The following is a 26,831-nucleotide window of genomic DNA, read 5'->3' on the forward strand; positions in this document are numbered from 1 at the left end:
ATTCTACCTCGCCCACTTATTTTGGCTTTATCAGTCAGTAATTTAAAACTTATTATTTCATCACATGAAGCCTAACCATGCTTCATGTGAGTTTTTATACTATTAATAACTAGGATGTGAAGTAAAATGACGCATCGGAAAAAAAATCTGGCCAATTGGGGAACTTCTTTTTTATTCCTAGGGCCAACTACTCTTTTCTTTGCTATAACAGTTGCAATCCCTTTTATTTACGGAATTTACTTAACACTTAATAGAATGGATACCCCTGTGGATCCAATGGTGTTTTCTGGACTTGAAAACTATATAAATGCATTTAAAGATACAAAGTTTTGGGAATCTATGTGGCTAACAATGAAGTTTGTTGTCGCAACTGTAGTATTTGTTAACTTAGTAGGATTTGGACTAGCATACTTAGTAACTTCAGGATTACGTATTCAAAATTCATTAAGAACAGCCTATTTCACCCCAAACCTAATTGGTGGACTTGTATTAGGTTATATTTGGCAGTTTATTTTCGTACAATCACTACCAGCATTTGGTCAGAGATTCGGAATTGAATTTTTAGAGCTAGGTTGGTTAGGTGATCCAACAATGGCATTCTGGTCAATGGTTATTGTAATGGTATGGCAGACATCAGGCTATATGATGATTATCTTTATAGCTGGTTTAATCAGTATACCGAAAGAGCTAATAGAGGCATCGAAAATAGACGGGGCTAGTGCGTTTAAGAGATTGATGAATGTGACAATTCCTCTGATGGTTCCTTCATTCGTGGTAACAGTATTCTTATCATTAAAGAATGCATTTATGGTTTATGATTTGAACTACTCACTAACAAAGGGTGGACCGTTTGGAAGTACAGAAATGGTATCCATGCACGTTGTAAATAAGGCATTCGTGGAAGCGAACTATGGAATGGGTCAAGCACAAGGGATTATTCTATTTGTGATTGTTGCTGTGATCACGGGAATCCAGGTTTATTCTAGTAAGAAAATGGAGGTTGAAGCATAATGAGAACTCAACGTATTGTGACTTCAACATTAGCTTATGTCCTTGCTTTTATTGCGTTAGTTACGTTTATTTTCCCTTTCGTACTTTTAGTTCTAAACTCGTTTAAGGATAACGGAGAGATCTTAACAAATCCGTTTGCTCTTCCGACTAGCTGGGACTTCGGACAGTTTATGGAAGTAATCGAGAAGATGAACTTCTTGGTAACGTTTAAGAACACATTTGTCATTACGTCACTTAGTACTCTATTTATTGTTATTTTTTCAGCGATGGCGGCTTACCACATGGTAAGAAGACCAACGAAATATAATAAAGTTCTGTTTGCAATATTAGTAGCATCAATGGTAATCCCGTTTCAGTCGTTGATGATTCCATTAATCTATATTTATGGGGCAAAATTACAATTGATTGATGCGATCCCAATTCCTCTACTAATCTTCTTTTATATTGGATTTGGTAGCTCTCTTTCCATCTTCATCTTTCATGGGTTTATTAAATCCATTCCGGTTGAAATTGAAGAGGCTGCTAGAATTGATGGTTGTAACACGATTCAAACATTCTTTATCATCGTTTTTCCAATGCTAAGACCGATTGCTGTAACTGTTGGAATTCTTAACGTACTTTGGATTTGGAATGACTATCTATTACCTTCACTTGTACTGAATAATGAAGCAGTTTATACAATGCCAGTTATGATGAAGGTATTTAATGGGACATATATGAACAACTGGGAGTTATTGATTCCTGCCATTCTATTGACGGTATTGCCAATCCTAATACTATACATTATTGGCCAACGTGCAATTATTAATGGAGTTATGCAAGGGTCTATTAAGTAGTAAGGAATTCGCAACAGAGTATGCGAAAACATTCAAATTGTAGCAATTGATTGTAAAGGAGTTTTGAAAATGAATAAAGTTTGGTGGAAAGAAGCAGTAGCCTATCAAATTTATCCGCGTAGTTTTATGGATAGTAATGGGGACGGAATTGGGGATCTCCCAGGAATTTTATCAAAGCTAGATTATTTAAAGGATTTAGGGATTGATGTAATTTGGCTTTCTCCAATCTATGAATCACCAAATGATGATAACGGCTATGATATCAGCGATTATTTTGACATCATGTCAGAATTTGGTACGATGGAAGACTTCGATCTATTGTTAAAAGAGGTTCATGCAAGAGGTATGAAACTAATCATGGATTTAGTTGTTAATCATACGTCTGATGAACATCCTTGGTTTATTGAATCACGCTCTTCTAAAGATAATCCGAAACGTGACTATTATATATGGAAACCAGCTAATGAGGATGGAGGACCACCGAACAACTGGGAGTCGTTTTTTAGTGGATCTACTTGGGAGTATGATGAGGAAACAGGTGAGTATTATTTACACTTGTTTACGAAAAAGCAGCCTGATTTAAATTGGAATAATCCTGATGTCGTAAAGGATATTTACGAAATGATTACGTGGTGGCTAGATAAAGGAATAGACGGATTCCGTGTTGATGCAATTAACCACATGGGTAAGGCAGAAGGATTTCCAGATGATCCACACCCAGAAGATCAACGATATAATACTGGGTACAAAATGTTTTCTAACCTACCACAGGTACATGAACAACTTCAAAAGTTAAACCGTGAAGTTTTAAGTAAGTATGATATTATGACAGTCGGAGAAACATCAGGTGTTGGACCTAAGGAAGCCCTTCTATATGTTGGGGAGGATCGTAATGAGTTTAATATGGTTTTCCAATTTGAACATATGGGTATTGACTGCGGAACTCAAGGTAAATGGGGAGTAGAACCGTGGAGTCTTCTTGAACTGAAATCACTGATGAGTAAATGGCAGACAGAACTTTATGAAAAAGGTTGGAATGCCTTATTCTTCAACAATCACGATCAACCAAGAGCAGTATCTCGTTTTGGCGATGATGGGAAGTATTGGTCAGAGTCAGCAAAGTTATTAGCTACTTATATCCATACATTGTCTGGTACACCTTTTGTCTACCAAGGTGAAGAAATCGGAATGACCAATGTTGCATTTGATTCAATTGACTCTTACCGTGATGTTGAAATCCTGAATTACTACAAAGAGAAAGTGGTAGAGCAAGGTCAAGATCATGATGAGATCATGAAGAGAATTCATCATAAAGGCAGAGATAATTCTAGAACTCCTATGCAGTGGAGTACAAATGATCAGGCAGGCTTTACAGCGGGCACACCATGGATTGAGGTAAACCCAAATTATTCTAGCATAAATGTAGAAAAACAGGTTCAGGATCCAGACTCAGTTTTAAATTATTATAAACAACTCATTCAACTCCGTAAAAAGCACGAAGTACTTGTTTATGGTGACTATGAGCTAATTTTAGAGAACGATACAGAAATCTATGCCTATACTCGTACATTAGGACAGGAGAAGCTTCTCGTTGTCTTGAACTTCTTTGGTGGAACACCTACGTTCCGTTTACCTAGCTCCTTACATGTTGAATCGCATGAGCTTTTAATTAGTAACTATGGTGTAGAAGAAGATGTGAATATACAAGAATTCCAGCTTCAGCCTTATGAAGCAAGAGTTTATCGTATAAAATAAGTTTTACTTAAAAAGGGATGGTTCTTTGCTTCCGAATAGGAAGAAGAACCATCCCTTTTGCTTTAGCTGAATACAGCCAAACCCTGAATATAAACCAAGCCAATAACAAGGAAAATAATCCCAAATATTATGTTCCATCTAAGTCCAACCTCAGAAAGGCTCCGACCATTTAAACTAGCAAGTAGTAGGAGTGGTACAGTGACGGGTGCGACAAATAAGGTAACAGACACTCCTAGTAATAATGAAAGAGCAACTAACTCAGGTGCGTATCCTCCTGGAATATCTATTAGTATACCTGATAGTAAAACCATGGCGGGAATTGGAGGAAAGCCACAAAATCCTAACAAGATCACCACTAGTGTTAACCCCATTAAAATATTTAGATTCAGCCATTCAACGATTGTTAAAAAGTATAGAAAAAGATCATGACCATAACCGGTCTCCTTCAAGGTGCCAACTAATATTCCAGCTGAAAGCATGAGGAAAATTTCTCGTTTTTTCTTTCCAAAATCAATGGCTACGAAAGTGAACCATTGTTTTTTATATTGTGGTAAGGCTCTGTTGCTTATAAAGTAAAGAGTGGTAACTACTACAACTACTAGTGGAACGGCAAGCAATATATCAAGTTTTAAAAAGTGATGGGTGATAAATATTCCTCCCATTAAAAGAGAAACCCAAAATAAAAACTTTCCTACGAGCCCATTAAGGTGTTCCTTTGGATTCATAGTTAAGTCTGGTATCACCTCATCTACGACCTTCTTTCTAGACTTTTGTAACGAGAAAATTCCGATGCTAAGAGCCATCCCAATCATTGCTAGCCCTAACCCCTTAAACATAGTAGGAAAAAGTGGTGCATTGGTTCCTCCCACTACATAAGCAAAGGCAGGATGAACGGCTGTCCATAAGACAGTCAAAGAAAAACCTCTAATAACTGCTGTACTAAGAGTGAAATCCCAGGGTAATTGAGTAACATGAGGTTTTTTCATGTTCTGAAACATTTGATAAGAGAATGGTATTCCGCCGACAGTCATAAACGAAGAAATCAAGTGTGTGATAGAAGTAACGAGTGAATAGAATCTAGTCGGGGTTGTAATCTTTTTTTTCCCAAGCAACATTAGAGCCTTTACATAAGGACGATGGCTAATCATCCAGCTAACGAGGCCTATTAAAATAACCAATGTTATAATAGCGTTCATCTCACGTAAGCCAATCCATAATGCAATTGGAGATGAGGAGGTAGAAACTACTATAATAATAGAGATTGTTATTAATAGAATAGGAAGAAGTAAACCTCTCTTTGGAAAAACAAGTAAAGTGGTTAGTAACATGATCATTGCCATTATAGATTGAGTTTCTGTAATGATTGGATGTTCCCATATGGTAGATAATAAATATAAAAGAATATACAAAACGAGCGCAATAATAAACAAGTTGTTTATATAATGAGAAATGGTTCCTTTGCTTCCTTTCACGAATGTCACACTTCCTATTGGTATTATTTACATACTAATCTAGTTACTAAGTATATAATTTCAGATGGTACTCTGCACGGAAAATAGATTGTAGATACTTCCTACATTTATATAGATTTTAAGATCATATATCTCAACTTTTTATCTGTTTTTCGGATAATTCCTTTTCAAATATATGGTAAAATCAGGTTGGACTAAAGAAATTCCGATATCAAAGGGAGAGAATATTGTGAGTGAGAAAAAATCAATTGAACGAATACCTTCACCAAACACTGCTACGAGTCTACAAGAAGACTTTCGAAAGTTAGGGATCGAAAGAGGGATGGTTCTTATTGTTCATTCATCTCTTAGTTCATTAGGGTGGGTGTGTGGTGGCCCCGTTGCCGTTGTAGATGCTCTAATGAAAACTGTAGGAGAAGAAGGAACGATTGTTATGCCAACGCAGACTAGTGGTAATTCTGATCCGGCAGGTTGGCAGAATCCGCCAGTACCAGAGGAATGGTGGTCTACGATTCGTGAGGAAATGCCTGCATATAACTCTAAGTTCAGCCCATCAAGAGGAATGGGACAAATCGTTGAGACCTTTAGAACGATGCCTGGGGTAAAAAGAAGCCAACATCCAGCATATTCCTTTGCTGCATGGGGCAAGTATGCGGATTATATACTAGCTGAACAACCTCTGGAATCAGGGTTTGGCCCTGATTCACCATTAGGAAAGATCTATCAATTAGATGGCTCTATTTTATTGCTAGGGGTTTCTCATGACAGTAACACGTCCTTACACATGGCTGAGCATTCAATTCAAGACCGAAAGAGAGTTGCAAAAGGTGCAGCCCTTATTGAGGACGGTCAACGTGTATGGAAAACGTATGAAGAAATTGAATATGATGCAGATATATTTGAGAACATTGGTAAACAATTTGAAGAAACCAACCCATTGAAGGTTGCAACGATTGGATTGGCCACTTGTAAACTAATGAAACAAAGACAGATCGTTGATTTTGCGAGAGAATATTTTAATAAAGGCGTGCAAATAAATTAAAATGGAAGGGTTCGTTTTCTATTAATAGAGGATGAACCCTTTATTGATGTTTTGGCTTACTTAAAATAATAAAACTTCACTTCAAGTCTTGCTTCAATTTCTAATTGACCGGGTTCAATAGGAGTTGTAACAGCGCCGATCATCTGAGTACTGTATAGAGATTGTTGTGGAAGAACTGGACGTTCTGAAGTCATCTCTTTTATGTGTAAAGGAATGGGATGAAGACTAAGTCCCATTGTCCCGATGATGGTTTGTGCATTTATGAAGGCATTGTGTAAAGCCTTATTTAAAGCTTCCTGATAGTAAATATCCTCGCTCTTAACAGAAAACTGGAAGTCATTTATTCTATTTGCACCATTAGCAACTGCTGTATCAATTACTGCCCCCACTTGAGATACCTGATCTAGATTGATTAGCACATTATTTGAAACCTCATAACCCAGGAAATTTTGTTTCCCCTCAAGATATTCATATAATGGTTGAATACGATAACTTTCGGTTTGAATTTTCTCCTGAACAACGCCCAATTGTTTAATAGATTGAATGACTTGTTGAGTAATCACAGCATTTTCCTGCTGAGCATCCACAAGCTGAACACCTTGTGTAACAACTCCTATTAAGATTTTGACAACATTCGGTTTAATGAAGACCTTACCTGTGCCATTCACGGTTAATATTTGCACGTTTTTGTACAAATTCCTATCCCCTTTCAAAGATAACGTTACTTTATCTCATGTAAGATCTGATTTATTTATGTCTAATTTAAGTAGGTTGCTAAAAAAAATATTATTTTTAAAAGTAGTGATATTCATCACATTAAAAACCTATCAGCTACTTTATGATCAGTGTAGAAAAGGAATCCAAGTTTTTACCATCTTATCGAATGATTATAAGAAGAGGATGTGTGATTCATGATAAACAAGTTTTCCAAAGTTCTGGTTGCCTATGATGGTTCAGATTTAAGTAAAAAGGCAGTAGAGTATGCAAAAAATCTTGTCCAAAATGATGAGAAAGCGGAATTAGAGGTTGTAACAGTTATGACTGTAAGTACATTTATAGGTGCTTATGAGGCGTATTCTTTTATGGAGATGAGGAAAGTAGCCGAAGCAGCAGCGAATACTAGAGTAAGAGAAGGGAAGCAACTGTTAGAGGGTATCCCTAATAAAACAGGTGTGCAGATCCTAGAGGGTGACCCGGCTATGCAAATAATTCAATATGCGGAAGAGAAGAACTTTGATGTGATTGTCATGGGAAGTAGAGGATTAGGAAAAGTTAGAGAGTTCTTCTTAGGTAGTGTGAGCCATAACGTGGTGCAAATGGCAAAATGTCCTGTTTTTATTATTAAATAATATTGGGACGGAGGGACAGGTACACTGTCCCAGTGAAATTCTAAAAAAATTAACAAAAGAAGCAGGAGAAATTGCCGTCTTCTTCCTTACAGTTAAAAAGTTATAGATAGTAAAGGATGTGACCCAAATGGAAAAGCCATCTAAAATTCTTGTTGCCTATGATGGATCAGAGTTGAGTAAAAAAGCATTGGAATATGCTAAATTTCTAGTATCAGATCATGAACAAGCGGAACTAGAGGTTGTAACGGTGATGATGTATCTAGGTGCTTATGATGCATACTCATTTAAGGAATTAAGAAAGACTGTCGAATCTGAAACTAGCCTACTAGTAGAAGAAGTGAAAGATATGTTAAGCTCTGTTCAAAATCCAACATCAGTTCATATGCTAGAAGGAGACCCTTCTCTTCAAATTATCAAATTGGCTGAAGAAAAGGGAGTTGACACAATCGTCTTGGGTAGTAGAGGTTTAGGTCGATTTAAAGAATTTTTCTTAGGCAGTGTGAGTCATAACGTGGTCCAAATGGCAAAATGTCCGGTTTTGATCGTAAAATAATATCACACGTTATGTTCTGATATAGCGCTAAACTAAATAGTATAGAGTAAACAAACCCACCTTTTTGATGCGAGGTGGGTTTGTTTAGTTTAAGGTGGGACAAGGAACCTGTCCCCGTGTCCCGGGACAAGGAACCTGTCCCCTTGTCCCGTTGGTGATATAATATGAGTGTAGTAGTTTACTTGGTGGAATGTGAGGATCATTATGGAGAAGATTAAATATTATATAACCGTTGTCTATCAGAGTATTCGACGGTTTTGGAGAGAGAAAAGACTAAATAAAATTCTGCTTCTACTTTTTTTATTGTTCATTTTGTTTACGATGGCGTTTTTTACTTTTATGGCAGCAACGGCGAATATTGAATCGTTAAAAAGTGGATTGAATCAAGCTACTGTTATTTATGATAAGGATGATGAGGTTGCAAGTGAGATTGTAACGAATCGGACAAAAGGTGTACTTTATGAGGAGCTTCCTGAGCATGTTCAGCATGCAGTGATTGCGATTGAGGATCAACGTTTTTATGAGCATAATGGATTTGATATAAGGGGAATGACTCGAGCCTTTTTCAAAAATTTGGTGGCTGGTAGAATTACTGGTGGGGGAAGTACAATCACGCAACAACTAACGAAAAACGCTTTACTTTCTCCTCAAAAAACATATAGGAGAAAGATAGAAGAGCTTTTTTTAGCGGTTGAAATAGAGAAGAATTATAAGAAAGAAGAAATCTTGGAAATGTACGTGAATCAAGTTTATTTTGGTAGTGGGGCTTGGGGCATCAACCAAGCTTCGATGAAATATTTTAATAAACCAATTCAAGATGTTAGTATTAGTGAGGCTGCGATGCTAGCGGGATTATTGCAAGCACCTTCAGCCCGAAATCCATATAAAAACTATGATCAGGCTTTGGAAAGAAGAAATGTTGTCTTAAAAAAGATGCAAGAACAAGGCTATATATCTAAAGAGGCATATAACAAGGGAATAAAAGAAGAGATTACGCTAGAGGATGGCGGAGGAAGTGCTATTAAACGCCAGTATCCTTATTACACGGATGCAGTGATTGATGAGGCTATTCTTCGTTATGGTCTAACGCAAGAGGAGATTTTAACAAGAGGTTATCGTATTTATACTGAGATGGATCAGTCCATTCAAGCTTCTTTGGAAAACGTGTATGAGCAAAACTCTTTATTTCCAAAAGGAAAGCAAGGAACATTAGTTCAAAGTGGTGCCGTTTTAATTGATCCCGCATCAGGAGGAGTCCGAGGACTAATCGGAGGACGCGGGGATTATGTATTCAGGGGATTTAACAGAGCAACTCATATGAAGGCACAGCCAGGTTCTACTCTAAAGCCTATTGCCGTCTACAGTCCTGCACTAGAAGCTGGCTATGGCACAACCTCTATGTTAGTGGACGAACCGATTACCTTTGGGGAATATCAACCTCAAAATGCTTCAAGAGAATTTAAAGGTGAAATGCCAATGTACGAGGCTCTACAAATATCACAAAATGTTCCGGCAGTATGGCTTTTAGATCAAATTGGTTTGCAAAAAGGGTTAGACTCTGTCAAGAGATTTGGAATTCCAATTGAAAAGGAAGATGAGTATTTAGGAATTTCTCTTGGTGGGATGCATAAAGGAGTATCACCACTACAGTTAGCAGAGGCCTACTCTGTATTTCCTAATAAGGGAATGAAACAGGATAGTCATCTTATTACAAAGATTGTGGGACCTACAGGAAATATCATTGCAGAACACAAACCGGCAAGTGTTAGAGTGATATCAAAAGTGGTCGCAAACGAAATTACATCCATGCTTTTATATGTTGTAGAGTCTGGAACTGGAAAAGGAACTCAACTAGAGGGTGTAGAATTAGCAGGTAAAACAGGATCTACACAGTTACCATACAGTGATATTAAGGGAACAAAGGATCAATGGTTTGCCGGGTATACACCTAATCTTGTAGGTGTTGTATGGCTTGGGTATGATATAACGGACAGAGAGCATTATTTACCTAATAGTACAGGAGAAAACGTCGTACCAATTTTCCGAGCCATTATGGAACAAGCAGTGAAACATACAGAACCACAAGAATTTGATGTGGCCTCCGTCAATGATAGGCTAGCAGGTAATGACAAGATAGAACATGAAAAATATAAAGAAGCAGTAAAAGAATCTGTTGAAAAAATAAAAGAAAAAATCACAGAAGAAGCGCCCGGTTGGAAGGAAAAAATAGATGCAACTCTGATCAAAATTGTAGATCAAGTTGTAGACCTGATTCAGGAATAACCGGGACAAGGGGACAGGCACCTTGTCCCAGAAGGAGTTGAGTAAATATGTCACGACCTAAAAATGTTCTATTAGGTTTAACGGGTTCAATTAATTTAGCTAATATTCATTCGTATATAGCTGCCATGCAACACTCTTTTGGCTGTAGAATTCATATCATGATGACACCTTCTGCACAAACCTTTATACCGGCAAGTACATTAACACATAGCATAGATGGCCATGTATTTGTTGACTTGTCTGAGAAAGGTGGGTTTAAGATGCCCCATGTTGAACTAACTCATTGGGCGGATTTGATTGTCATTTTGCCAGCTTCAGCAAATACGATTGCTAAAACTGCACATGGTTTTTCACAAGATATTGTATCTGCTACGGTACTAGCTTCTGAGTCACCGACCCTCTTCTTTCCTAGTATGTATATAGGAATGTGGCGGAAAAAAAGTGTACAACGAAATGTAGAGATGCTTCGTGAGGATGGTTTTATTGTCTATGCTTCAGATACGAAACTAGATAATAATAGCCCGTTCATAACGGGTGGTTCACTTCCGTCTCCTAATGAGGCCTGCCGATTTATTGCTGACTATATATAATTACTAGTACATATGCACAAATGTTAATAAGGGTATAATAACTGATCATAAGCAGACATTAAACTAAGAAGTTATGCAACCAAACCTCAATAATAAAGGTGATTAAATGACAACCAGTATAGGATGGAATTTAGAAAACAGCTATACCACTTTACCGGATACTTTTTTTACTAGATATAAGCCAACCCCAGTACGTTCACCACAACTGGTCATTTTCAACGAATCCTTGGCATCGACCTTAGGGTTAAATGCCCAAGTGCTACAAAGTGAAGAAGGAATATCAGTTGGGGCTGGAAACTCGATACCTGAAGGTGCTGAACCTCTTGCCCAAGCTTATGCAGGTCATCAATTTGGACATTTAAATAAGCTTGGAGATGGAAGAGCTTTGCTACTTGGTGAGCAAATTACACCTACAGGAGAGCGATTTGATATCCAGCTTAAAGGATCTGGTCGGACGCCCTATTCTCGTGGGGGTGATGGACGTGCATCACTAGGACCTATGCTACGTGAATATATTATAAGTGAGGCCATGTATGCGCTAGGGATACCAACCACTCGAAGTTTAGCAGTGGTTTCAACCGGAGAATCTGTAGTTCGTGAAACCGCATTACCCGGTGCGGTTTTGACACGTGTGGCAGCCAGTCATATACGAGTAGGGACTTTTCAATATGCTGCACACTTAGGGACAGTAGAAGATCTTAAAGCATTAGCTGACTACACATTAAAACGACATTATCCAGAAATCCTAGATGATGAAAACCGATATCTTTCACTACTTAAGGAAGTAATGAAACGTCAGGCTTCACTTATTGCAAAGTGGCAGTTAGTAGGATTTATTCATGGAGTCATGAACACTGATAATATGACGATTAGTGGTGAAACCATTGATTATGGCCCTTGTGCTTTTATGGATACATATGACCCAGCAACCGTATTTAGTTCCATTGATCGAGAGGGTCGTTATGCTTATGGAAATCAGCCTCCCATCGCTGCTTGGAATCTTGCTCGATTTGCTGAAACACTGCTACCACTTCTTCATGAGAACCAGGAACAGGCTGTTGAAATCGCACAGAGCACTATTGAGGAGTTTCCAAATCTATATTATGCGAATTGGCTTCCAGGGATGAAGGCAAAGCTTGGTTTATTTACTGAAGAGGATGAAGACAAAGCACTGATTGATGATCTTTTGAACCTGATGCAGAAGCATAAAGCTGATTATACAAATACTTTTCTAGCATTAACGTTCGATACGGTAAAAGAAACAGTCTTCTCTGGTGTCCCCGAATTTATGGATTGGTATAAGCGCTGGCAAGCAAGGCTAGGTAAGCAGGAGGAGTCAAAGGAGTCAGCTCATGAATTAATGAAGAACCATAATCCTGCTGTTATTCCACGGAACCATCGGGTGGAAGAGGCTTTAGAAGCAGCAATAAATGGAGACTTCACTGTTATGCATCGACTTTTAGATGTACTTTCCAAGCCGTTTGCCCACGTCCCTGACCAAACTGAATATTGTAAGTTACCTGTAGATTCTAATCGTCCTTACCGAACGTATTGTGGAACATAGTAAAAATGCTACCCCGAATAGGGTAGCATTTTTATATGTATGCTCTGCAACGAACTTAATGAGAACGTAGCAAGCGGGCGTATTACTTGTTTGTTTCTTCAATAGATTGAAACACTTTATGTGCCATTTGCATAGCCTTTACAGCCTTTGGAAAACCAGTGTATCCACTAAGGTGAATAATGGTTCCGATAATTTCTTCTTTTGAAAGTCCTGCCTTTAAAGCAACTCCAAGATGGAATTCTAACTGTTCGAATGAACCTTGAGTAATTAAGGATGAAATAGTAATCATGGAACGATTAGCCATCGTAATCCCTGTATCTTGACCCCACAGCTCGCCATAACCAAAGCCAACAATCAGATCATAGAAAATAGGTGATACCTTTTCCATTTCGTGTACTTGCTCAATTGCCTGCTTTGAGACAAGTTTTTCTAAAACGTCCATCCCTAGTTGAAATCTTTCTTTTTGATCCATTTTTACTGCCTCCCCATAGTAGGTGGAATTTCATTCTCATCAACCATTATTTCAACCACAACTGGTTGATTCATTTCTTTCATGATCACATAAGCTTCTTGGATAGCTTCCTGAAGTTGTTCTGGGTTATAGCATCTAAACGACGAAAGTCCCATAGATTGCGCGAATAATGCTGCATTTAACGGAGTTTCATAAACCGCTCCTATTGATTTTCCAATCATCTTTCGCATTCCCTTTTCAACCATATCCAATCGCCCATTATTCAAAACTAAAAAAAGAACTGGAGAGTGATAGTTTAATGCAGTTGAAATTTCGGTTCCGTGCATGAACATACAACCGTCTCCAACTAAACATACAATATTCTTATCAGGGGCTGCAAGCTTTGCTCCAATTGAGTAACCAATGCCATGCCCCATTGCTCCAAAGATATCGTCAAAGAAAAAACTACCTGGTTCATAGATGTCAAAGTACTTTATACCATAAAAGGTATGACTTCCATCATCACCGAAAATAATAGCATCATCTGGTAACGTGTTTCGAATGACTTTTAACGTTGTTTCTGAGGTCATTCGTTCATTAGGCTCATTCATATCAAACTGATGGACTTTCCTAGGAAGTATAAATTCTAACTCAACTTTTTCTCTTAGGTTCCTTACAATAAACGAAAGGTTGGAACGAATGTCTCCGATGATCGCGGTTGTAGGGACTTCAATAGTTTTACCAATAAATGTTTGTTCATAATCAAAATGTATAACATGTTTTGGATAAAAGTCCTTTGTAAAACCTGCAATAGACATGTCACTTAATTTCGTACCAATTACAATCATTAAGTCAACGCCTTGTTGAAGGTATTCAGCTGATTCAATCGTTCCACCTAATCCAAAGGCGCCTAAGGATAGTTTGTGATTAGACTTAAATGTTCCTTTTCCACCTGGAGTCGTCATGACTGGTATATTCCAGTTTTCAGCTAGGCGGCGAACCTCTTCATAAGCTCTACTTGAATGTACTCCTTTTCCTAAGTAAAGAAGTGGACGCTTTGCTACGTTTAGCATGTCCACCACTTCATGTAGGGAAGGTGAAATCATCTCAATAGGAGTAGGTAATTCAACAACAAAAGGTTCAATTTCTTCAATTAATATGTCAAAAGCAATAGACAAGTGAACGGGTCCTTTTACACCAGTAAATGCCTTCTCTAGAGCGTGTTGTAGGTATCTTTGAAGTAGGTCTGCACGTTCTACTCGAGCGCTAAACTTTGTCACGGGTTTAAACATTTCTACTAAATCTGTACCAAATATGGAAGAGTCCTGTCCCATTGCTTTTCCAGAATCTTTTGTACCTGGATGTCCAGTAATAATCAGCATGGGTATGTTTGATGCTTTTGCTTGTCCAGCCGCGGTGAGCAAATTTGTCCCACCAGGTCCAGAAGTCCCTATCGCAACACCAAACTTTTCACTCATTAGTGAGTACCCAGCAGCTGAAAAGCCAGCTCCTGTCTCGTGCTTACTAAGCACAAATTCAATATCATATGCGTCTGTCGCAAATATTATCGGAGAAATGGCTTTTCCAGGAATTCCAAAGATGTGATTTGTTCCCCAATGTTTAAAATTTTTAGCTAAAACTAGAGCGCAACTTTCCATTCCTGTGATCAATCCTCTCAGTAATCAATACAAACTCCTAATTTCTTCTCTTAATAGAGCCTGTATATTTTCTAATTCCTCAACTGGAATAGGCTTACTAAATAAGTAACCCTGAATTTCGTCACAATCATACTTCTTTAAAAACTCTAGTTGTTCTTTAGTTTCCACGCCCTCTGCGATTACACGGAGCTGGAGATTATGTGCCAAGGTGATGATTGCTTTTACAATATTTACATCATTATTATCATTTAATATATCTCTCACAAAAGCTCGGTCAATTTTTAAATAATCAATAGGAAAACTCTTAAGGTACTTTAGTGAACTATAGCCTGTACCAAAGTCATCAATACTAAGGCCAACTCCAATGTCCTTTAGCTTTCTTAAGACATTTAGTGAGTACTCTGTATCGACTGCCATGGATTCGGTGATTTCAATGACTAAATACTTAGGATCTAGCCCGGTTTCATCTAACACTTCTTTTACAAAACAGACAAGATTATGCTTAAAGAACTGCTGTGTTGATAAATTGACAGCCACTTTTACCGGCTTCATCCCCATATCCTGCCATTTCTTATTTTGAATACAAGCTTCTCTAATGACCCATTCCCCAATTTGAGAAATTTGGCCAGTATCCTCTGCTAACGAAATGAATTTATCTGGATAGATGAGACCCATTGTTGGGTGATTCCAACGAATTAATGCCTCTAATCCAACAATTTCCCCAGTTGAGTTACAAACTTGAGGTTGATAATGCAAGATAAATTCATTTTTTTTGAGGGCATAGCTAATCTCTGTTTCAAACTTTAGGTTTTGATAAGAATCAGAGTGATTAAGCATGCCAGGCGAGAAGAATACAAATTGGTTCTTCCCTTGAGATTTTGCTTTGTACATGGCGTTATCTGCATGTACCATAAACTCTTCCATTGAAATGGTTTGCTCAGGGTAAACAGCAACACCAATACTAGCCGTTGTGTGAAACTCATAACCATTAACTTGGAAAGGGTTATTAAACTGTTCTAACACCTTTTTACCTACAGATGTTACATAGTTTTCATCTTCATAATCCTTCAGTAGATAGATAAATTCATCTCCACCCATTCGGGCAAGCGTATCGTTCTCACCAAGGCAAGTCATTAAACGGTTTGTCACTTCTGTTAGTAACAAATCTCCTTTAGAGTGACCGAACGTGTCATTTATAATCTTGAAGCGATCTAAATCTAAATAAAGAATGGCTAGCTTTATTTGACTGTCAGCTTCTTTTTGCTTAATGGTTTCTTGAATTTCCTTTTGAATGTAACGTCTATTAGGTAATCCAGTTAAATCATCATGAAAAGCTAAATAATTATACTTTTCTTCTATTAAATAACGATCTGTAATATTTCTAAACTGCCCGAACGCACCGATCAGTTTATGGTCTTCATAGATGGGCTGTGCATCAAATAAACAAACAACCTGGTCGCCATTTATATTTTTAAACTTTAACTCTTCATTTTCGAACTTTTCTTCTTGATTTAGAACACGATTAAAATAGTGACCGGTTAATTCTGAATTTAAAATGCTTTTTCCGATAACAGAACGTTTACTTCGATTTGATATCTCTTGGGCAAAGTTATTAAACTCTGTTGTAATTCCATTCTCATCAGTAATTACAATTCCATTTCTAGTTCTACTTAACATAATTTGATTCATAATATTAAGCTTTCTATTTTGCTTACGTAATAGCAACTCTCTTTCAATTGAATCGACCACTTGAGAAAGCATCGTCAAGAAGAGAGGGTTTTGGAACACAATCGGCATCATGACACAAACGCTACCTAATAAGTTATCTTCATCTGTATAATGGAAGGCAGCACCGTAGCAAGCAATTTCAAATAGAAATTTGTGGTAGTGACTTTCACCAATTAAACTAATCGGATGTCTTTGTTGGAGAGCAAGACTTATCACATTTGTCCCAGTATCCTCTTGGGTAAAAAGACTTCCTTCTCTAATGCCAAAATGCTCGACAGTTTGTTTAATGGTTTCATCACCGACCATATCTAACAGATGCCCTTCAGCATCAGATATTACGATTAGAATAGGTGTACCTTTAAGGGAATCTAATAGTTTATTAGAGAAATAGCTAACAACAGACAAAATCTCCGTGTAAGCCTTTCTTTTAAGGAATAATTCATGATCAGTCATAAACACTTTTGGTGAGGCAATGATATTCGGATCCATTCCACTTTCCTCACACAGTTTTTTAGAGGCAGTTATAAACTCTGGCTCTTGTAACATCAATTTCAGTTCACCTCACAAAATTCGACAATTTCCTATAATACTATAATATCTCTATTTATAGTACATGTCACCACCAATAACAGGGGAAAGTCCCTAAATGCTGCATAATTCTACAAAAACGGACAGTGGTAATGTATGGTAATATAGTTCCTTTTTACCAATATTGTTATTTGTTTTAAATTATTGTATGGGAAATAGTCGTATAGACCTAGATTGTATTTTGAAATTTTTAATGTTTTTTTCCGTTAAAAAAAGCCAGCTCAATGAACATGGCTCTTAAGGTGTTAATATAGGTTGTTAACTTCCATAAATACTTTGCTTTTTCGCATTTCCTAAAATTTCACTAGGTGTACCTGTTTTTGTTATCTTGCCTTGATCCATCACGATAATATGATCAGCTAAGGCTGCTGCATCTGATTGATCGTGAGTGACAAAAATAGATGTAATATTAGCTTTCTTTATGATGCTGCGTAGGTCCTCGCGAATTTGCACCTGTAGATCTGCATCAAGGTTACTGAATGGTTCATCGAACATGATTAGCGAAGGATTTGGTGCAATTGCACGAGCAAGAGCAACACGTTGCTGCTGGCCACCACTTAGCTCGTAGGGATATCTTTTTTCATACCCCATTAAACCAACTAGTTCCAGAACTTCCTTTAAACGCTGTAACTTATCTTGTCTACTCATTTTTCTTAAACCGAATTTCACATTATCCGCAACATTCATATGAGGAAATAACGCATAATCTTGAAATACCAAGCCCACCCCACGTTTCTCAGGTTGGATAAAGTACGAATCACTTACCATGGTGGTATCTCCAATAATAAGTGACCCACTACAGGGAACTTCAAGACCAGCAATAACTCGTAGAATTGTACTTTTTCCACTACCACTTCTACCAAGGATCGAAATAAGCTCACCTTTATTAATACTAAGATTAATATTCTCGAGAGTTAATGCCTTAGCATTACGATATTTAAAGTTAATATCCTTTAGCTCAATAAACATAATTCCGATCTCCTTTCTGTGGGACGAGGGGACAGGTACAGTGTCCCAATCCCTGGGACACTGTACCTGTCCCTATGTCCCTAATCTAGCTCCAGCGCTTTTTACTACTTTTCTATGATTCGGTGGAATACTACGATTGATAGGCTACTTAGTAAGATGATGAGGAGGGAGGCTAAGGCGGCCTCTTGAATCATTTCATCATTTGCATACTGAAATGCCTTTGTTGCTAGCGTATAGAAGTTAAAGGGCTGTAGCAGTAGTGTTAATGGTAGTTCCTTTAAAATGTCGATAAACACGAGGATAAAACCTCCAAACACTGCACCCTTTATCATACGAACGTCTACCCTGAAGAAGGATTGTGTGATGTTATGTCCGAGCATTCGTGAAGCTTCTGTAAATGTTGTCCCAACCTTATCAAATCCGGCTTCTACTGAGTTATAACCTATAGCTAGAAAACGAATAATATAGGCAAATATGAGCATGACGATGCTGAGGCTAAGTATCAAAGTAGGCTCTAACCCAATCATTTCATAGAAGGTAAAGAGATGGTGATCTAAAGCAATAAATACGGTTAATACGCCAATCGCAATAATGGTGCCTGGTATAGAATAACCAAGCACAGTGACCTTTGAGAGTAATTTTGCTGTCACACTATGTGAGAGACGACTAAAATTAGCAATGATTAATGAAATGATTATAATGATAGCTGCAGAAATACTAGCAACAAACAAAGAGTTCCAAACTAGTGTTAAGAAGTCAGGACTTATAATGCGCTCATAGGTCATGAACAACCAATAAATGAGCTGTAATAAAGGAATAACAAAACCTAATGAAAAAATGGTGAAGGCATAACCAAACAGTAACCACCCCTTCCATTTCGGGAGAATATATGGTTGAAGTGGCCGTACCTTTGTAGTGGAGAAGCTGTACTTTTTTCTACCTCTCGCTATTTTTTCAAAGACTAGAATAATGACGACGATTGTCATTAGAACACCCGCAAGCTTAATAGCTGAATCTAGATCTCCCATTCCGAACCAGGCTTGGAAAATGGCAGTACTAAAGGTCTGAATGCCAAAAAACTTTACCACACCATAATCATTTAGAACCTCTAATATGACTAAGCTTACTCCACCAATAATGGCAGTTCTACATAGCGGTAAGACAACTCGGAAAAACACACCAATCGAATTACTTCCTAGTAATCTTGCATTTTCAACAAGGGCGGAAGACTGATTCTCTAAAAATGCTTTTGTTATGATGTAGACATAAGGAAATAGGAATGCAGTAAAAATAAAGATGGTTCCTTGCATGGTCATAATATCAAAGTATTTTTGATCCACCTTAATCCCAAAGGAATTTCGTAGAGTAGATTGTATAATTCCGGTATAATTCAACATCCCATTGTAGGTATATGCACCAATATAAGGTGGAATTGCCAATGGTAAGATCAGTCCCCACTTAAAAAACCTTCTAAATGGAAATTCATAGACTGATGTAATCCATGCTAAACTTACTCCAATAAGTATAGTGAATAGACTTATAAAGATGATGAGAATAAGGGTGTTTTGAATATATTGAGCAAGTAAAAACTCTTGAATGTGATACCAGTTTTCGTTCGGCTTAGAGAAAAATTTAACTCCGATGGATAGGGTAGGAAGAAGCAGGATTCCAATCAATAGCAGGCTTAAAACTGCCCAGTTGTTATATTGCATTTTTATATTACGTACTAGCAGTTTCAAGTGCATTACACATCCTTCTTGTAGTTTAAAAGACTAATTGCCGTATCATTATTAAATGATACGGCATTTTTTGAATAGCTTTATTGTATTACTTCCAGCCTACTTCATTATAAAGTTTTACAGCATCAGCGTTCTTTTCACCAAGAATCGTCATATCGATTTCTTGTGTTTTGAATTCGCCCCATGATTTTAATGTTTCAGAAGCTTCTACACTAGGGTTAGCAGGGTACTCGTTATTTCCTTCTGCAAAAGAACCTTGTGCTTTAGCACTTGTCATAAATTCAATAAACTTAACTGCGTTTTCAGTGTTTTTAGCGTGCTTTAGTAGACCAATTCCACTTACGTTTACGTGAGTTCCATTTGTATCTTGGTTAGGGAAGAACACACCAACCTGTTCAGCAACCTTTACATCTTCAGGATCTGTAGAGTTGATTAATCTTCCTACATAGTACGTATTTGAAATGGCTACATCACCTTCACCTGCAACAACTGCCTTAATTTGGTCAGTATCGCCACCTTTAGGCTCTCTTGCCATGTTTGCTACAATTCCAGTAGCCCATTCCTTTGCCTTTTCCTCTCCATTTAACTCAAGGAAAGAAGCTAGTAAAGATTGGTTATAAATGTTTTCAGAAGAACGGATTAAAACTTTTCCTTGCCACTTTGCATCTGTTAAAGCTTCATAGGTTGATAGGTCACTAGGATTCACACGGTCTTTCGAATAAACGATCACACGAGCGCGCTGTGTTAAAGCTACCCATTGATTATCAGCATCACGAAGCTTAGCTGGGATGTTACTATTTACAGTTTCGCTTACAATTGGTTGGAATAAATCTTGTTCTTTAGCTCTATGTAGGTTCCCTGCATCAACTGTGATAAATACATCACCTTGAGTAGCTTCACCCTCACGTGTAAGACGTTCCATTAATTCATCGCCTTCACCTTTGATTACATTTACTTTAATACCTGTTTCTTCAGTAAAAGCCGCATAAATGGCATCATCAGTATCATAATGACGAGCCGTATAAAGGTTTAATTCACCTGGATCTTCCTTCGTTTCTTCAGTAGCAGCAGTAGTTTCTTCAGTCTTAGTTTCTACCTTTTCTTCTGCTGGTGTTGCTGTCTCTTCAGTGCTTGAGCAACCTGCCAGTAAACTAAATACTAACAATAGTGCAAACACAGAACTCCATAAAAATGATGACTTCTTCATTGGTACACCCCTTAATCCTTTTTGTATTGATAACAATTATCACTATCACTTTTATCACTATAAATGAGAATGATTATCTGTGTCAATAGATTATAATAAAAATTTGTTAGGTTTTTTATAAATAAAAAAGTATTACCAAAAAAGTAAATTTTTGTAGGTATTTAGTAATGTTGTGTAATTGATTATATCTACTCATTTTTAAATGGGACAAAGGGACAGGTACAGTGTCCCAATTTTAATCCTTAAAGACCCATATATTATAAGTCAATAAAACATGTTAACCCAAAATTCGGATATCCTATCCCTAGGAGGTGTTCTATGAGATTTTGGGTTCTTTTTTTGTTCATGATCATTTTTAGTCCGCTAACGTCAGTGTCAGCTGAAGCACCAATAAAGGCTGTATTTATTCGAGATCAACAGCTTTGGTTGGTGGAAGGAGAACAAGAAAGTCAGCTCACAAAGGGTAGGAATGTTAGCTCGCCTAAATGGTCATATGATGGACGATTTATAGCCTATTTAGACCGTGATGATCAGACCTACTTGTTTGTGTATGATACGAAAGAGAAAATGAGCTACCAGCCTTATGAAACAATCCAAACTAGGGATTTTCAATGGTCTCCTGTTTCTAACCAACTTGCTTACAATGCTGGTGGGGTGTTAAACGTAACAAGGACAAAAAATAGTCGTCCTGAAGGATTTCAAAATGTTTCCCTAGGCACAGGTGATTTTGTGTGGCTTCCAGATGGAAAGGGTTTTATTATTTCCTCTCAGGCGAGCTTGAGACCTACTGGATGGGGACCGATTCACTTATATAAAGTTCCCATTGATGCCAACCTTGATGGGAGTAAGGTGAAGCCATTTTACACGATCGAAACCAATGAGACTGATTTATTTGCGATAAACGCTGCATATTTTAAGTGGAGCCCAGATTACAATTGGTTGAGCTTTATTGCTATTCCAACTGCTTCTTGGTCTGCAGATAGCAATACGTTATGTGTGTTATCTAAAGAAGCAGCAAAGTTTCAAGCAGTCGGTAAAATGCTTAACAATGCAGACTGGTTTAAATGGTCACCATCTGAAACGAAATTAGCATATATCTCAGGTGAAGGAAGATTTTATGTGGAGGATAAGAAAGCAACAATTGCTGACATCCCAATTTCACATCAACAAAGGGAATATACCCCCAATGGATTTGTTGACCTTGGCATAGATTGGTTTTCCAAAGATGAAATCATCGTTGCTCGCGCAAAAGAAAATAAGCAGTGGGATGAAGGGCCAGTGCCGATTATGTATACAAGCTTATATGCTATTGATTTGAAAACGAATAAACAGACTCAGATTACTTTTCCGAAAAAAGGTGAAATGGATAGGAGTCCTCAGGTAATTGGCTCAAACATAACTTGGTATCGTAACACAACTAACCAAGATATTGGAGATGTATGGATTCAGCATGGATTAATGGGTAAATCAAAGATTTGGCTTGAAAATGTAGCGGGAGACCCGGTGTTTTTTCATAAGAAATAAATAGGGACGTGCTACGTCTTCGTTTTTTACAAAAAAACTTAGCTTACATTGAATGTGATTTAAAGTTTGGTAATTTCTAATAATTAAAGAAATTCAAAATAAAGAAAAACTATTTACCCTCAAAAGTAGTAGTTATTGGAAGTTTAGGATATACTAGTTAGAAGGGGATAAACCCTGGGTCTTCTGGTGCTCATTCTCATTGGCAGAAGGCGAGACCACAATGGAAGGGGACCGAACATGACAACAAGTATGGTATATCAGGCTCAAGCAGGAGATGGATTTAAAGAAAAATCCGTAAAAAGAACAAATTCGTTTTTTAACACACTCGAGGAAGCTGTGTCAGAAGCTTTAGCTTTAAAGGAAAAAATGGACACTACCTATAAGAATAAAATCGAGTGGGATTACAAAATGAAAATCACGAGTTCACAGAATAAGATGAAAATCTTAAAAGGTTATCTTGCCGGTGACAAAAAGTCAAAAGCATTTTACCTGCAGATCAAATTAGTTGAACTTCAAGAAGAATTTGGTGTAGTAGCACCCAAAAAACCAAAAAAGATTTCAGTAAAAGATAAAAAAGTAATGACGAACGTTACGAAGGTTTCTATATAATTTTTACATAAAAAAGTGAAAACAGCCTATGTTTTTGCTTTTTTTATGGGAATTTTTCGGTAAAAAAGTAACATTATTCCCTTTAGGGACAAGGTTCCTGTCCCCCTGTCCCATTTAACTGGGCTAAATTGTTACATACTATATTTGCTTATCTGAGGTATATCTGTTATTCTAAAGAAGAATTATTTTTGTTCGGTGTGGTAGGGATGAATAAAGTATTTAAACTTTTCGCCTTTGATAACTAATTGAGCAATTATAGTAATAAATGTGGACTAAGATCCACCCAGGAGGAAACAAGCATGCAACAAGGTACAGTAAAATGGTTTAACGCAGAAAAAGGTTTCGGATTTATCGAAGTTGAAGGTGGAGAAGACGTATTCGTACATTTCTCAGCTATCCAAGGCGAAGGATTTAAATCTTTAGACGAAGGGCAAAAAGTTTCATTTGACACAGAAAAAGGTCAACGTGGACTTCAAGCTACTAACGTTAACAAATTATAATTTGTTAGAAAAAGGACTCACTTTGTGAGTCCTTTTTTCTTTTGGTTTTAAAAAAGGTAATTATGCTAGTCATAATTACCTTTTGTTGTATCTTAAAGGCTATAATAGGTATGGAGGTTTTATAAATGAATAAAGATAATTCACAGAAATATATATACACATATGCATCACGAAGGGAAGAGGTTTCCCTATGTGCGATGGAGTTACGTGCATTTTTTGGAAAAGAAGCCAAGATTGACTCTCATATAGTGGAAAGTACGATTAAAATAGATCCAAGTCGAAGCCCTTTTATTAGGGAGCGAATTGATGTGTGGTATGAAGGAGATTCATTGGAGAGTCTTCGTGAGCAGGTGAAGAACGTCCCCTTTTCCGAATCCACTTTCAAGGTAATGTATATTAAAGATGAGAAAATTTCAGATTCTGAAAAAACAGGTCTTGTTGAACGTCGCAGGATCGAGCGAGAAATTGGAATGTGTATACAAGGTGAACCAGACTTGGAGAAGCCAGAGAATATTTATGGAGTGATAGTGGTAGAAGGTCGCTGGATCTTTGGTAACTATCATAAAAGTGAGCAGGTATGGTTACATCATCAACAAAAGCCAAATGACTATTCGACCGCACTGAATACACGTGTAGCAAGAGCTGTAGCCAATATTGCAGTTCCTGATCCAGTTGGAGTAAAAGTGATTGATCCTTGTTGCGGTATAGGGACAGTAGTGGTCGAAGCATTGTCGATGGGAATTGATATTGTAGGAAGTGATGTTAATCCGCTAGTTCTACCAGGAGCGAGGGAAAACATAGCTCATTTTGGCCTAGCGTGTAACATTGCAAAAAGGGACATCAGAGAAGTAACGGAGCAATACGATGTGGTAATCATAGATATGCCGTATAATTTATGTTCAGTTATTAGTAAGGAAGAGCAGCTAGAAATGCTGCAAAGTGCAAACCGAATCGCAGATAAACTGGTAGTCGTAACCATTGAAGATATTGATTCTTTAATAGCTGAGGCTGGCTTTCAGATAGAAGATCGTTGTGAGTTGAAAAAAGGAAAGCTAGTTAGACAGGTTATTGACTGCAGGAAGATTATAAAATAAATAATAAATCCCGAAGTGAATCCAATCCGTTAAAGGAGGTTATGAGATGACTGTTGAATTAATAGTGGATAGCCAATCTGAGTTAGCAGAAGGACCAAGTTGGGATGAAAAGGACAATAAGTTATATTGGGTTGATATTGTGGGGAAGAAATTTTATCGGTATGATCCTCTAACGGGAATTAATACAGCAGTCCAAAGTGATCAACTAGTTGGAGCCATTGCGCCAAGAAATAACGGTGGTGTTATTTTAGCTCTTCAAAATGGTTTTTATTTTTATGATTATGAACATCAGCAATATGAAAAAATACATAACCCTGAAAGTCATATAGAACATAACAGGTTCAACGATGGAAAATGTGATCCTGCAGGTAGATTTTGGGCAGGAACGATGGATGGTAAAGGTGCTAATGGTAAAGGTTCACTTTATGTACTTCATAAAGACCTAAAGGTAGAGAAGAAATTGGAGAATGTAACAATATCTAATGGAATGGCATGGTCTCCTGACTACTCAAAGATGTATTATATTGATACGCCAACACAACAGGTTGTCAGTTTTGACTATAGTTTACAAACAGGCCATATTGATAACCCTCAAGTTGTGATTACTTTTCCAGAAGGAGCAGGATCTCCTGATGGGATGACAATCGATCAGGACGGAATGCTCTGGATTGCTCATTGGAGTGGCTATGGCATTTCAAGATATAATCCGACTAGCGGAAAACAAATTGAATTTATTTCAATTCCTTCAGCCAACGTGACGTCTTGTTCATTTGGAGGAGAGAACCTAGATCAACTGTATGTGACTACGGCAAGAATCGGTACTAGTCAAGAAGATCTGGAGAAGTACCCACATGCAGGTGGGCTATTTAGGTTGAAGATGAATATTAAGGGTAGTAAAACGTTTCAATTTAATGGGTGAGTTGAGAGAATAATAGATAATATAGTGATTTTTTTTATAAACCTAACCCTAGGAAATTAAGTAAGAGGAAAATGCTCAAGAATTTGAGCATTTTTTTCATTACAAAATCTATAAAGTTTTTAAATCATAATGATCTAAAGCCTCATTTACAAAATCAAGATCATAGATCTTCTTGTTTATACAAAACTGAACGACTAAATCCCCAGTATCACTGTCAGACAATGAATACCCACCAACAGCTAACCAATCTTCTGTCTCCTCCAGATTGAGTTCAAGAGCCAACGCTAATAAAATCATTGTATTTTTCCCAGGTCGATAACTTGGATTAGATCGGATTTTTGAAAAATGTCGACGATCAATTCCAGCTTTTTTATAGACTTCTGTATCACTTACTCCCCTTTGATCAATCAGCTTAAATAGAAGCTGACTAACGGTTTCCTTTCGTTTTGTGTTAATAAAATCATCTATTTCACTGTGATAGACCTCTTCGTTAATACTATAATCCATAGACTTTGCTTCATTAAAACTAAACAGAGGGGCATTTATATGAAGGTGAATAAACTCCTCTAGTTCTGTAAGGATTCTTTGATCTAACATGAAGTCTGCCTCCCTGTAAAATGTCGCTTTGCAGGCGACCATAAAATGGTTGTGGTTAGTTACTATTATACTATCAACACAATTAGAGAGGATGACTAAAATGAACAAAAACGTAACAGAGATTATTTTCCTACTTGATCGTAGCGGTTCCATGTCTGGACTTGAAAGTGACACAATTGGAGGATTCAATTCCTTTATAGACAGACAATGTAAGTTAGAAGGAGAGACCTTTCTAACAACCGTGCTCTTTGATGATCGATACGAGGTGTTATGGAATGGAGTTTCTGCAAAAAATAGGAGACTAACAGAAAAGGAGTATAGTGTAAGAGGCACCACTGCCCTTTTAGACGCAGTCGGTAAAACCATTTTAGAGGTAGGGCAAAGGCTAAAGAACACTAGTGAGGAATGTAGACCTGGAAAAGTGATTTTTGTTATCACGACAGATGGAATGGAGAATGCTAGCACTGAATTTACGTATAAGAAAATAAAAGAAATGATTCAGCATCAACAGCAGAAGTATAGCTGGGACTTTATATTCCTAGGTGCCAATATCGATGCCGCAGAAGAAGCCGAAAGTCTAGGAATCGAAAGAAGTGCAGCCTATAACTTCGAAGCCTCAACTGAAGGAGTAGAAAAAATGTATGAGATGATTTCCGAAACCGTCTCAGAGAAAAGAATCGGGACGAGGGTACCTTTTCCCACTGACGAAGCTTTCTAATCTGGGACAAGGTGCCTGTCCCTATGTCCCTATGTTAAAATAAACCTATCAGTTTATTAGATAGAGGATTAGGTT

The 26,831-nt window shown here is 37.4% G+C and carries 24 protein-coding genes; 15 read left to right on the forward strand and 9 right to left on the reverse strand.

What is annotated here, in order from left to right; genetic code table 11:
- The first annotated feature begins 126 nt into the window (after positions 1–126).
- The 3 genes from G4D63_RS16035 to G4D63_RS16045 all read left to right on the forward strand — a co-directional run bounded on the left by G4D63_RS16035 (position 127) and on the right by G4D63_RS16045 (position 3,602).
- The gene (locus G4D63_RS16035) at positions 127–1,011 is read left to right on the forward strand and encodes a carbohydrate ABC transporter permease (RefSeq protein ID WP_163180697.1); all 885 of its coding nucleotides are present in this window, start codon (positions 127–129) and stop codon (positions 1,009–1,011) included.
- Entirely contained in the window at positions 1,011–1,847 is an 837-nt protein-coding gene (locus G4D63_RS16040; RefSeq protein ID WP_163180698.1) for a carbohydrate ABC transporter permease, read from the forward strand. The genes G4D63_RS16035 and G4D63_RS16040 overlap by 1 nt, the downstream gene beginning before the upstream one ends.
- Positions 1,848–1,916: 69 nt before the next feature.
- The gene (locus tag G4D63_RS16045; RefSeq protein ID WP_163180699.1) at positions 1,917–3,602 is read left to right on the forward strand and encodes a glycoside hydrolase family 13 protein; all 1,686 of its coding nucleotides are present in this window, start codon (positions 1,917–1,919) and stop codon (positions 3,600–3,602) included.
- Between the two features lie 62 nt (positions 3,603–3,664).
- Here the strand turns inward: G4D63_RS16045 and G4D63_RS16050 are convergent, their stop codons facing one another.
- Positions 3,665–5,074, reverse strand: a complete 1,410-nt coding sequence (locus G4D63_RS16050) for a hypothetical protein (RefSeq protein WP_163180700.1) — start codon at positions 5,072–5,074, stop codon at positions 3,665–3,667.
- 229 nt (positions 5,075–5,303) lie between these two features.
- On the opposite strand from G4D63_RS16050, the gene G4D63_RS16055 reads away from it, so the two are divergent.
- Positions 5,304–6,116 (forward strand): AAC(3) family N-acetyltransferase, encoded by an 813-nt coding sequence (locus tag G4D63_RS16055; protein WP_338023993.1) that lies wholly within the window; start codon positions 5,304–5,306, stop codon positions 6,114–6,116.
- A gap of 56 nt (positions 6,117–6,172) precedes the next feature.
- Here G4D63_RS16055 and G4D63_RS16060 read toward each other — a convergent pair whose 3' ends face one another.
- Positions 6,173–6,811 (reverse strand): SIMPL domain-containing protein, encoded by a 639-nt coding sequence (locus G4D63_RS16060; protein ID WP_163180702.1) that lies wholly within the window; start codon positions 6,809–6,811, stop codon positions 6,173–6,175.
- 216 nt (positions 6,812–7,027) lie between these two features.
- Between G4D63_RS16060 and G4D63_RS16065 the strand changes: the two genes are divergently transcribed.
- The 5 genes from G4D63_RS16065 to G4D63_RS16085 all read left to right on the forward strand — a co-directional run bounded on the left by G4D63_RS16065 (position 7,028) and on the right by G4D63_RS16085 (position 12,455).
- Complete coding sequence (locus G4D63_RS16065) at positions 7,028–7,465, forward strand: universal stress protein (RefSeq protein ID WP_163180703.1); 438 nt, start codon at positions 7,028–7,030, stop codon at positions 7,463–7,465.
- A 127-nt stretch (positions 7,466–7,592) separates the two neighbouring features.
- The gene (locus G4D63_RS16070) at positions 7,593–8,018 is read left to right on the forward strand and encodes a universal stress protein (protein ID WP_163180704.1); all 426 of its coding nucleotides are present in this window, start codon (positions 7,593–7,595) and stop codon (positions 8,016–8,018) included.
- A gap of 204 nt (positions 8,019–8,222) precedes the next feature.
- Positions 8,223–10,301: a transglycosylase domain-containing protein gene (locus tag G4D63_RS16075; protein ID WP_163180705.1), complete on the forward strand. Its 2,079-nt coding sequence runs from the start codon at positions 8,223–8,225 to the stop codon at positions 10,299–10,301.
- A gap of 47 nt (positions 10,302–10,348) precedes the next feature.
- Positions 10,349–10,891: a flavoprotein gene (locus tag G4D63_RS16080; protein WP_163180706.1), complete on the forward strand. Its 543-nt coding sequence runs from the start codon at positions 10,349–10,351 to the stop codon at positions 10,889–10,891.
- Between the two features lie 106 nt (positions 10,892–10,997).
- Positions 10,998–12,455, forward strand: coding sequence for a protein adenylyltransferase SelO (locus G4D63_RS16085; protein ID WP_163180707.1), 1,458 nt, complete (start codon positions 10,998–11,000; stop codon positions 12,453–12,455).
- Positions 12,456–12,537: 82 nt separating this feature from the next.
- Here the strand turns inward: G4D63_RS16085 and G4D63_RS16090 are convergent, their stop codons facing one another.
- The 6 genes from G4D63_RS16090 to G4D63_RS16115 form a co-directional block, all read right to left on the reverse strand.
- Positions 12,538–12,927 (reverse strand): carboxymuconolactone decarboxylase family protein, encoded by a 390-nt coding sequence (locus G4D63_RS16090; protein ID WP_163180708.1) that lies wholly within the window; start codon positions 12,925–12,927, stop codon positions 12,538–12,540.
- A 2-nt stretch (positions 12,928–12,929) separates the two neighbouring features.
- A complete protein-coding gene (locus tag G4D63_RS16095; RefSeq protein WP_163180709.1) occupies positions 12,930–14,564 on the reverse strand; it encodes a thiamine pyrophosphate-binding protein in 1,635 nt (544 codons plus the stop codon).
- A gap of 24 nt (positions 14,565–14,588) precedes the next feature.
- Entirely contained in the window at positions 14,589–16,838 is a 2,250-nt protein-coding gene (locus G4D63_RS16100; RefSeq protein ID WP_163180858.1) for a putative bifunctional diguanylate cyclase/phosphodiesterase, read from the reverse strand.
- A 300-nt stretch (positions 16,839–17,138) separates the two neighbouring features.
- Positions 17,139–17,849, reverse strand: a complete 711-nt coding sequence (locus tag G4D63_RS16105) for an ABC transporter ATP-binding protein (protein ID WP_163180710.1) — start codon at positions 17,847–17,849, stop codon at positions 17,139–17,141.
- A 104-nt stretch (positions 17,850–17,953) separates the two neighbouring features.
- Positions 17,954–19,594, reverse strand: a complete 1,641-nt coding sequence (locus G4D63_RS16110) for an ABC transporter permease (RefSeq protein ID WP_163180711.1) — start codon at positions 19,592–19,594, stop codon at positions 17,954–17,956.
- Between the two features lie 82 nt (positions 19,595–19,676).
- Positions 19,677–20,795, reverse strand: coding sequence for a Fe(3+) ABC transporter substrate-binding protein (locus G4D63_RS16115; protein WP_163180712.1), 1,119 nt, complete (start codon positions 20,793–20,795; stop codon positions 19,677–19,679).
- A gap of 318 nt (positions 20,796–21,113) precedes the next feature.
- On the opposite strand from G4D63_RS16115, the gene G4D63_RS16120 reads away from it, so the two are divergent.
- The 5 genes from G4D63_RS16120 (at position 21,114) to G4D63_RS16140 (ending at position 25,441) form a co-directional block, all read left to right on the forward strand.
- Positions 21,114–22,319, forward strand: a complete 1,206-nt coding sequence (locus G4D63_RS16120) for a TolB family protein (protein WP_163180713.1) — start codon at positions 21,114–21,116, stop codon at positions 22,317–22,319.
- Positions 22,320–22,556: 237 nt separating this feature from the next.
- Positions 22,557–22,928, forward strand: a complete 372-nt coding sequence (locus G4D63_RS16125) for a hypothetical protein (RefSeq protein WP_163180714.1) — start codon at positions 22,557–22,559, stop codon at positions 22,926–22,928.
- A 299-nt stretch (positions 22,929–23,227) separates the two neighbouring features.
- On the forward strand, positions 23,228–23,428 hold the full coding sequence (locus G4D63_RS16130) for a cold-shock protein (RefSeq protein WP_163180715.1): 201 nt from the start codon (positions 23,228–23,230) through the stop codon (positions 23,426–23,428).
- Between the two features lie 125 nt (positions 23,429–23,553).
- Entirely contained in the window at positions 23,554–24,522 is a 969-nt protein-coding gene (locus tag G4D63_RS16135) for a TRM11 family SAM-dependent methyltransferase (RefSeq protein ID WP_239586003.1), read from the forward strand.
- Positions 24,523–24,568: 46 nt separating this feature from the next.
- The gene (locus tag G4D63_RS16140; RefSeq protein WP_163180716.1) at positions 24,569–25,441 is read left to right on the forward strand and encodes an SMP-30/gluconolactonase/LRE family protein; all 873 of its coding nucleotides are present in this window, start codon (positions 24,569–24,571) and stop codon (positions 25,439–25,441) included.
- A gap of 108 nt (positions 25,442–25,549) precedes the next feature.
- Here the strand turns inward: G4D63_RS16140 and G4D63_RS16145 are convergent, their stop codons facing one another.
- The gene (locus tag G4D63_RS16145; RefSeq protein ID WP_163180717.1) at positions 25,550–26,038 is read right to left on the reverse strand and encodes a hypothetical protein; all 489 of its coding nucleotides are present in this window, start codon (positions 26,036–26,038) and stop codon (positions 25,550–25,552) included.
- 100 nt (positions 26,039–26,138) lie between these two features.
- On the opposite strand from G4D63_RS16145, the gene G4D63_RS16150 reads away from it, so the two are divergent.
- Positions 26,139–26,756, forward strand: coding sequence for a vWA domain-containing protein (locus G4D63_RS16150; RefSeq protein WP_163180718.1), 618 nt, complete (start codon positions 26,139–26,141; stop codon positions 26,754–26,756).
- Positions 26,757–26,831 lie beyond the last annotated feature (75 nt).

The sequence above is a fragment of the Bacillus mesophilus genome (assembly GCF_011008845.1).
Taxonomy (GTDB): Bacteria; Bacillota; Bacilli; order Bacillales; family SA4; genus Bacillus_BS; species Bacillus_BS mesophilus.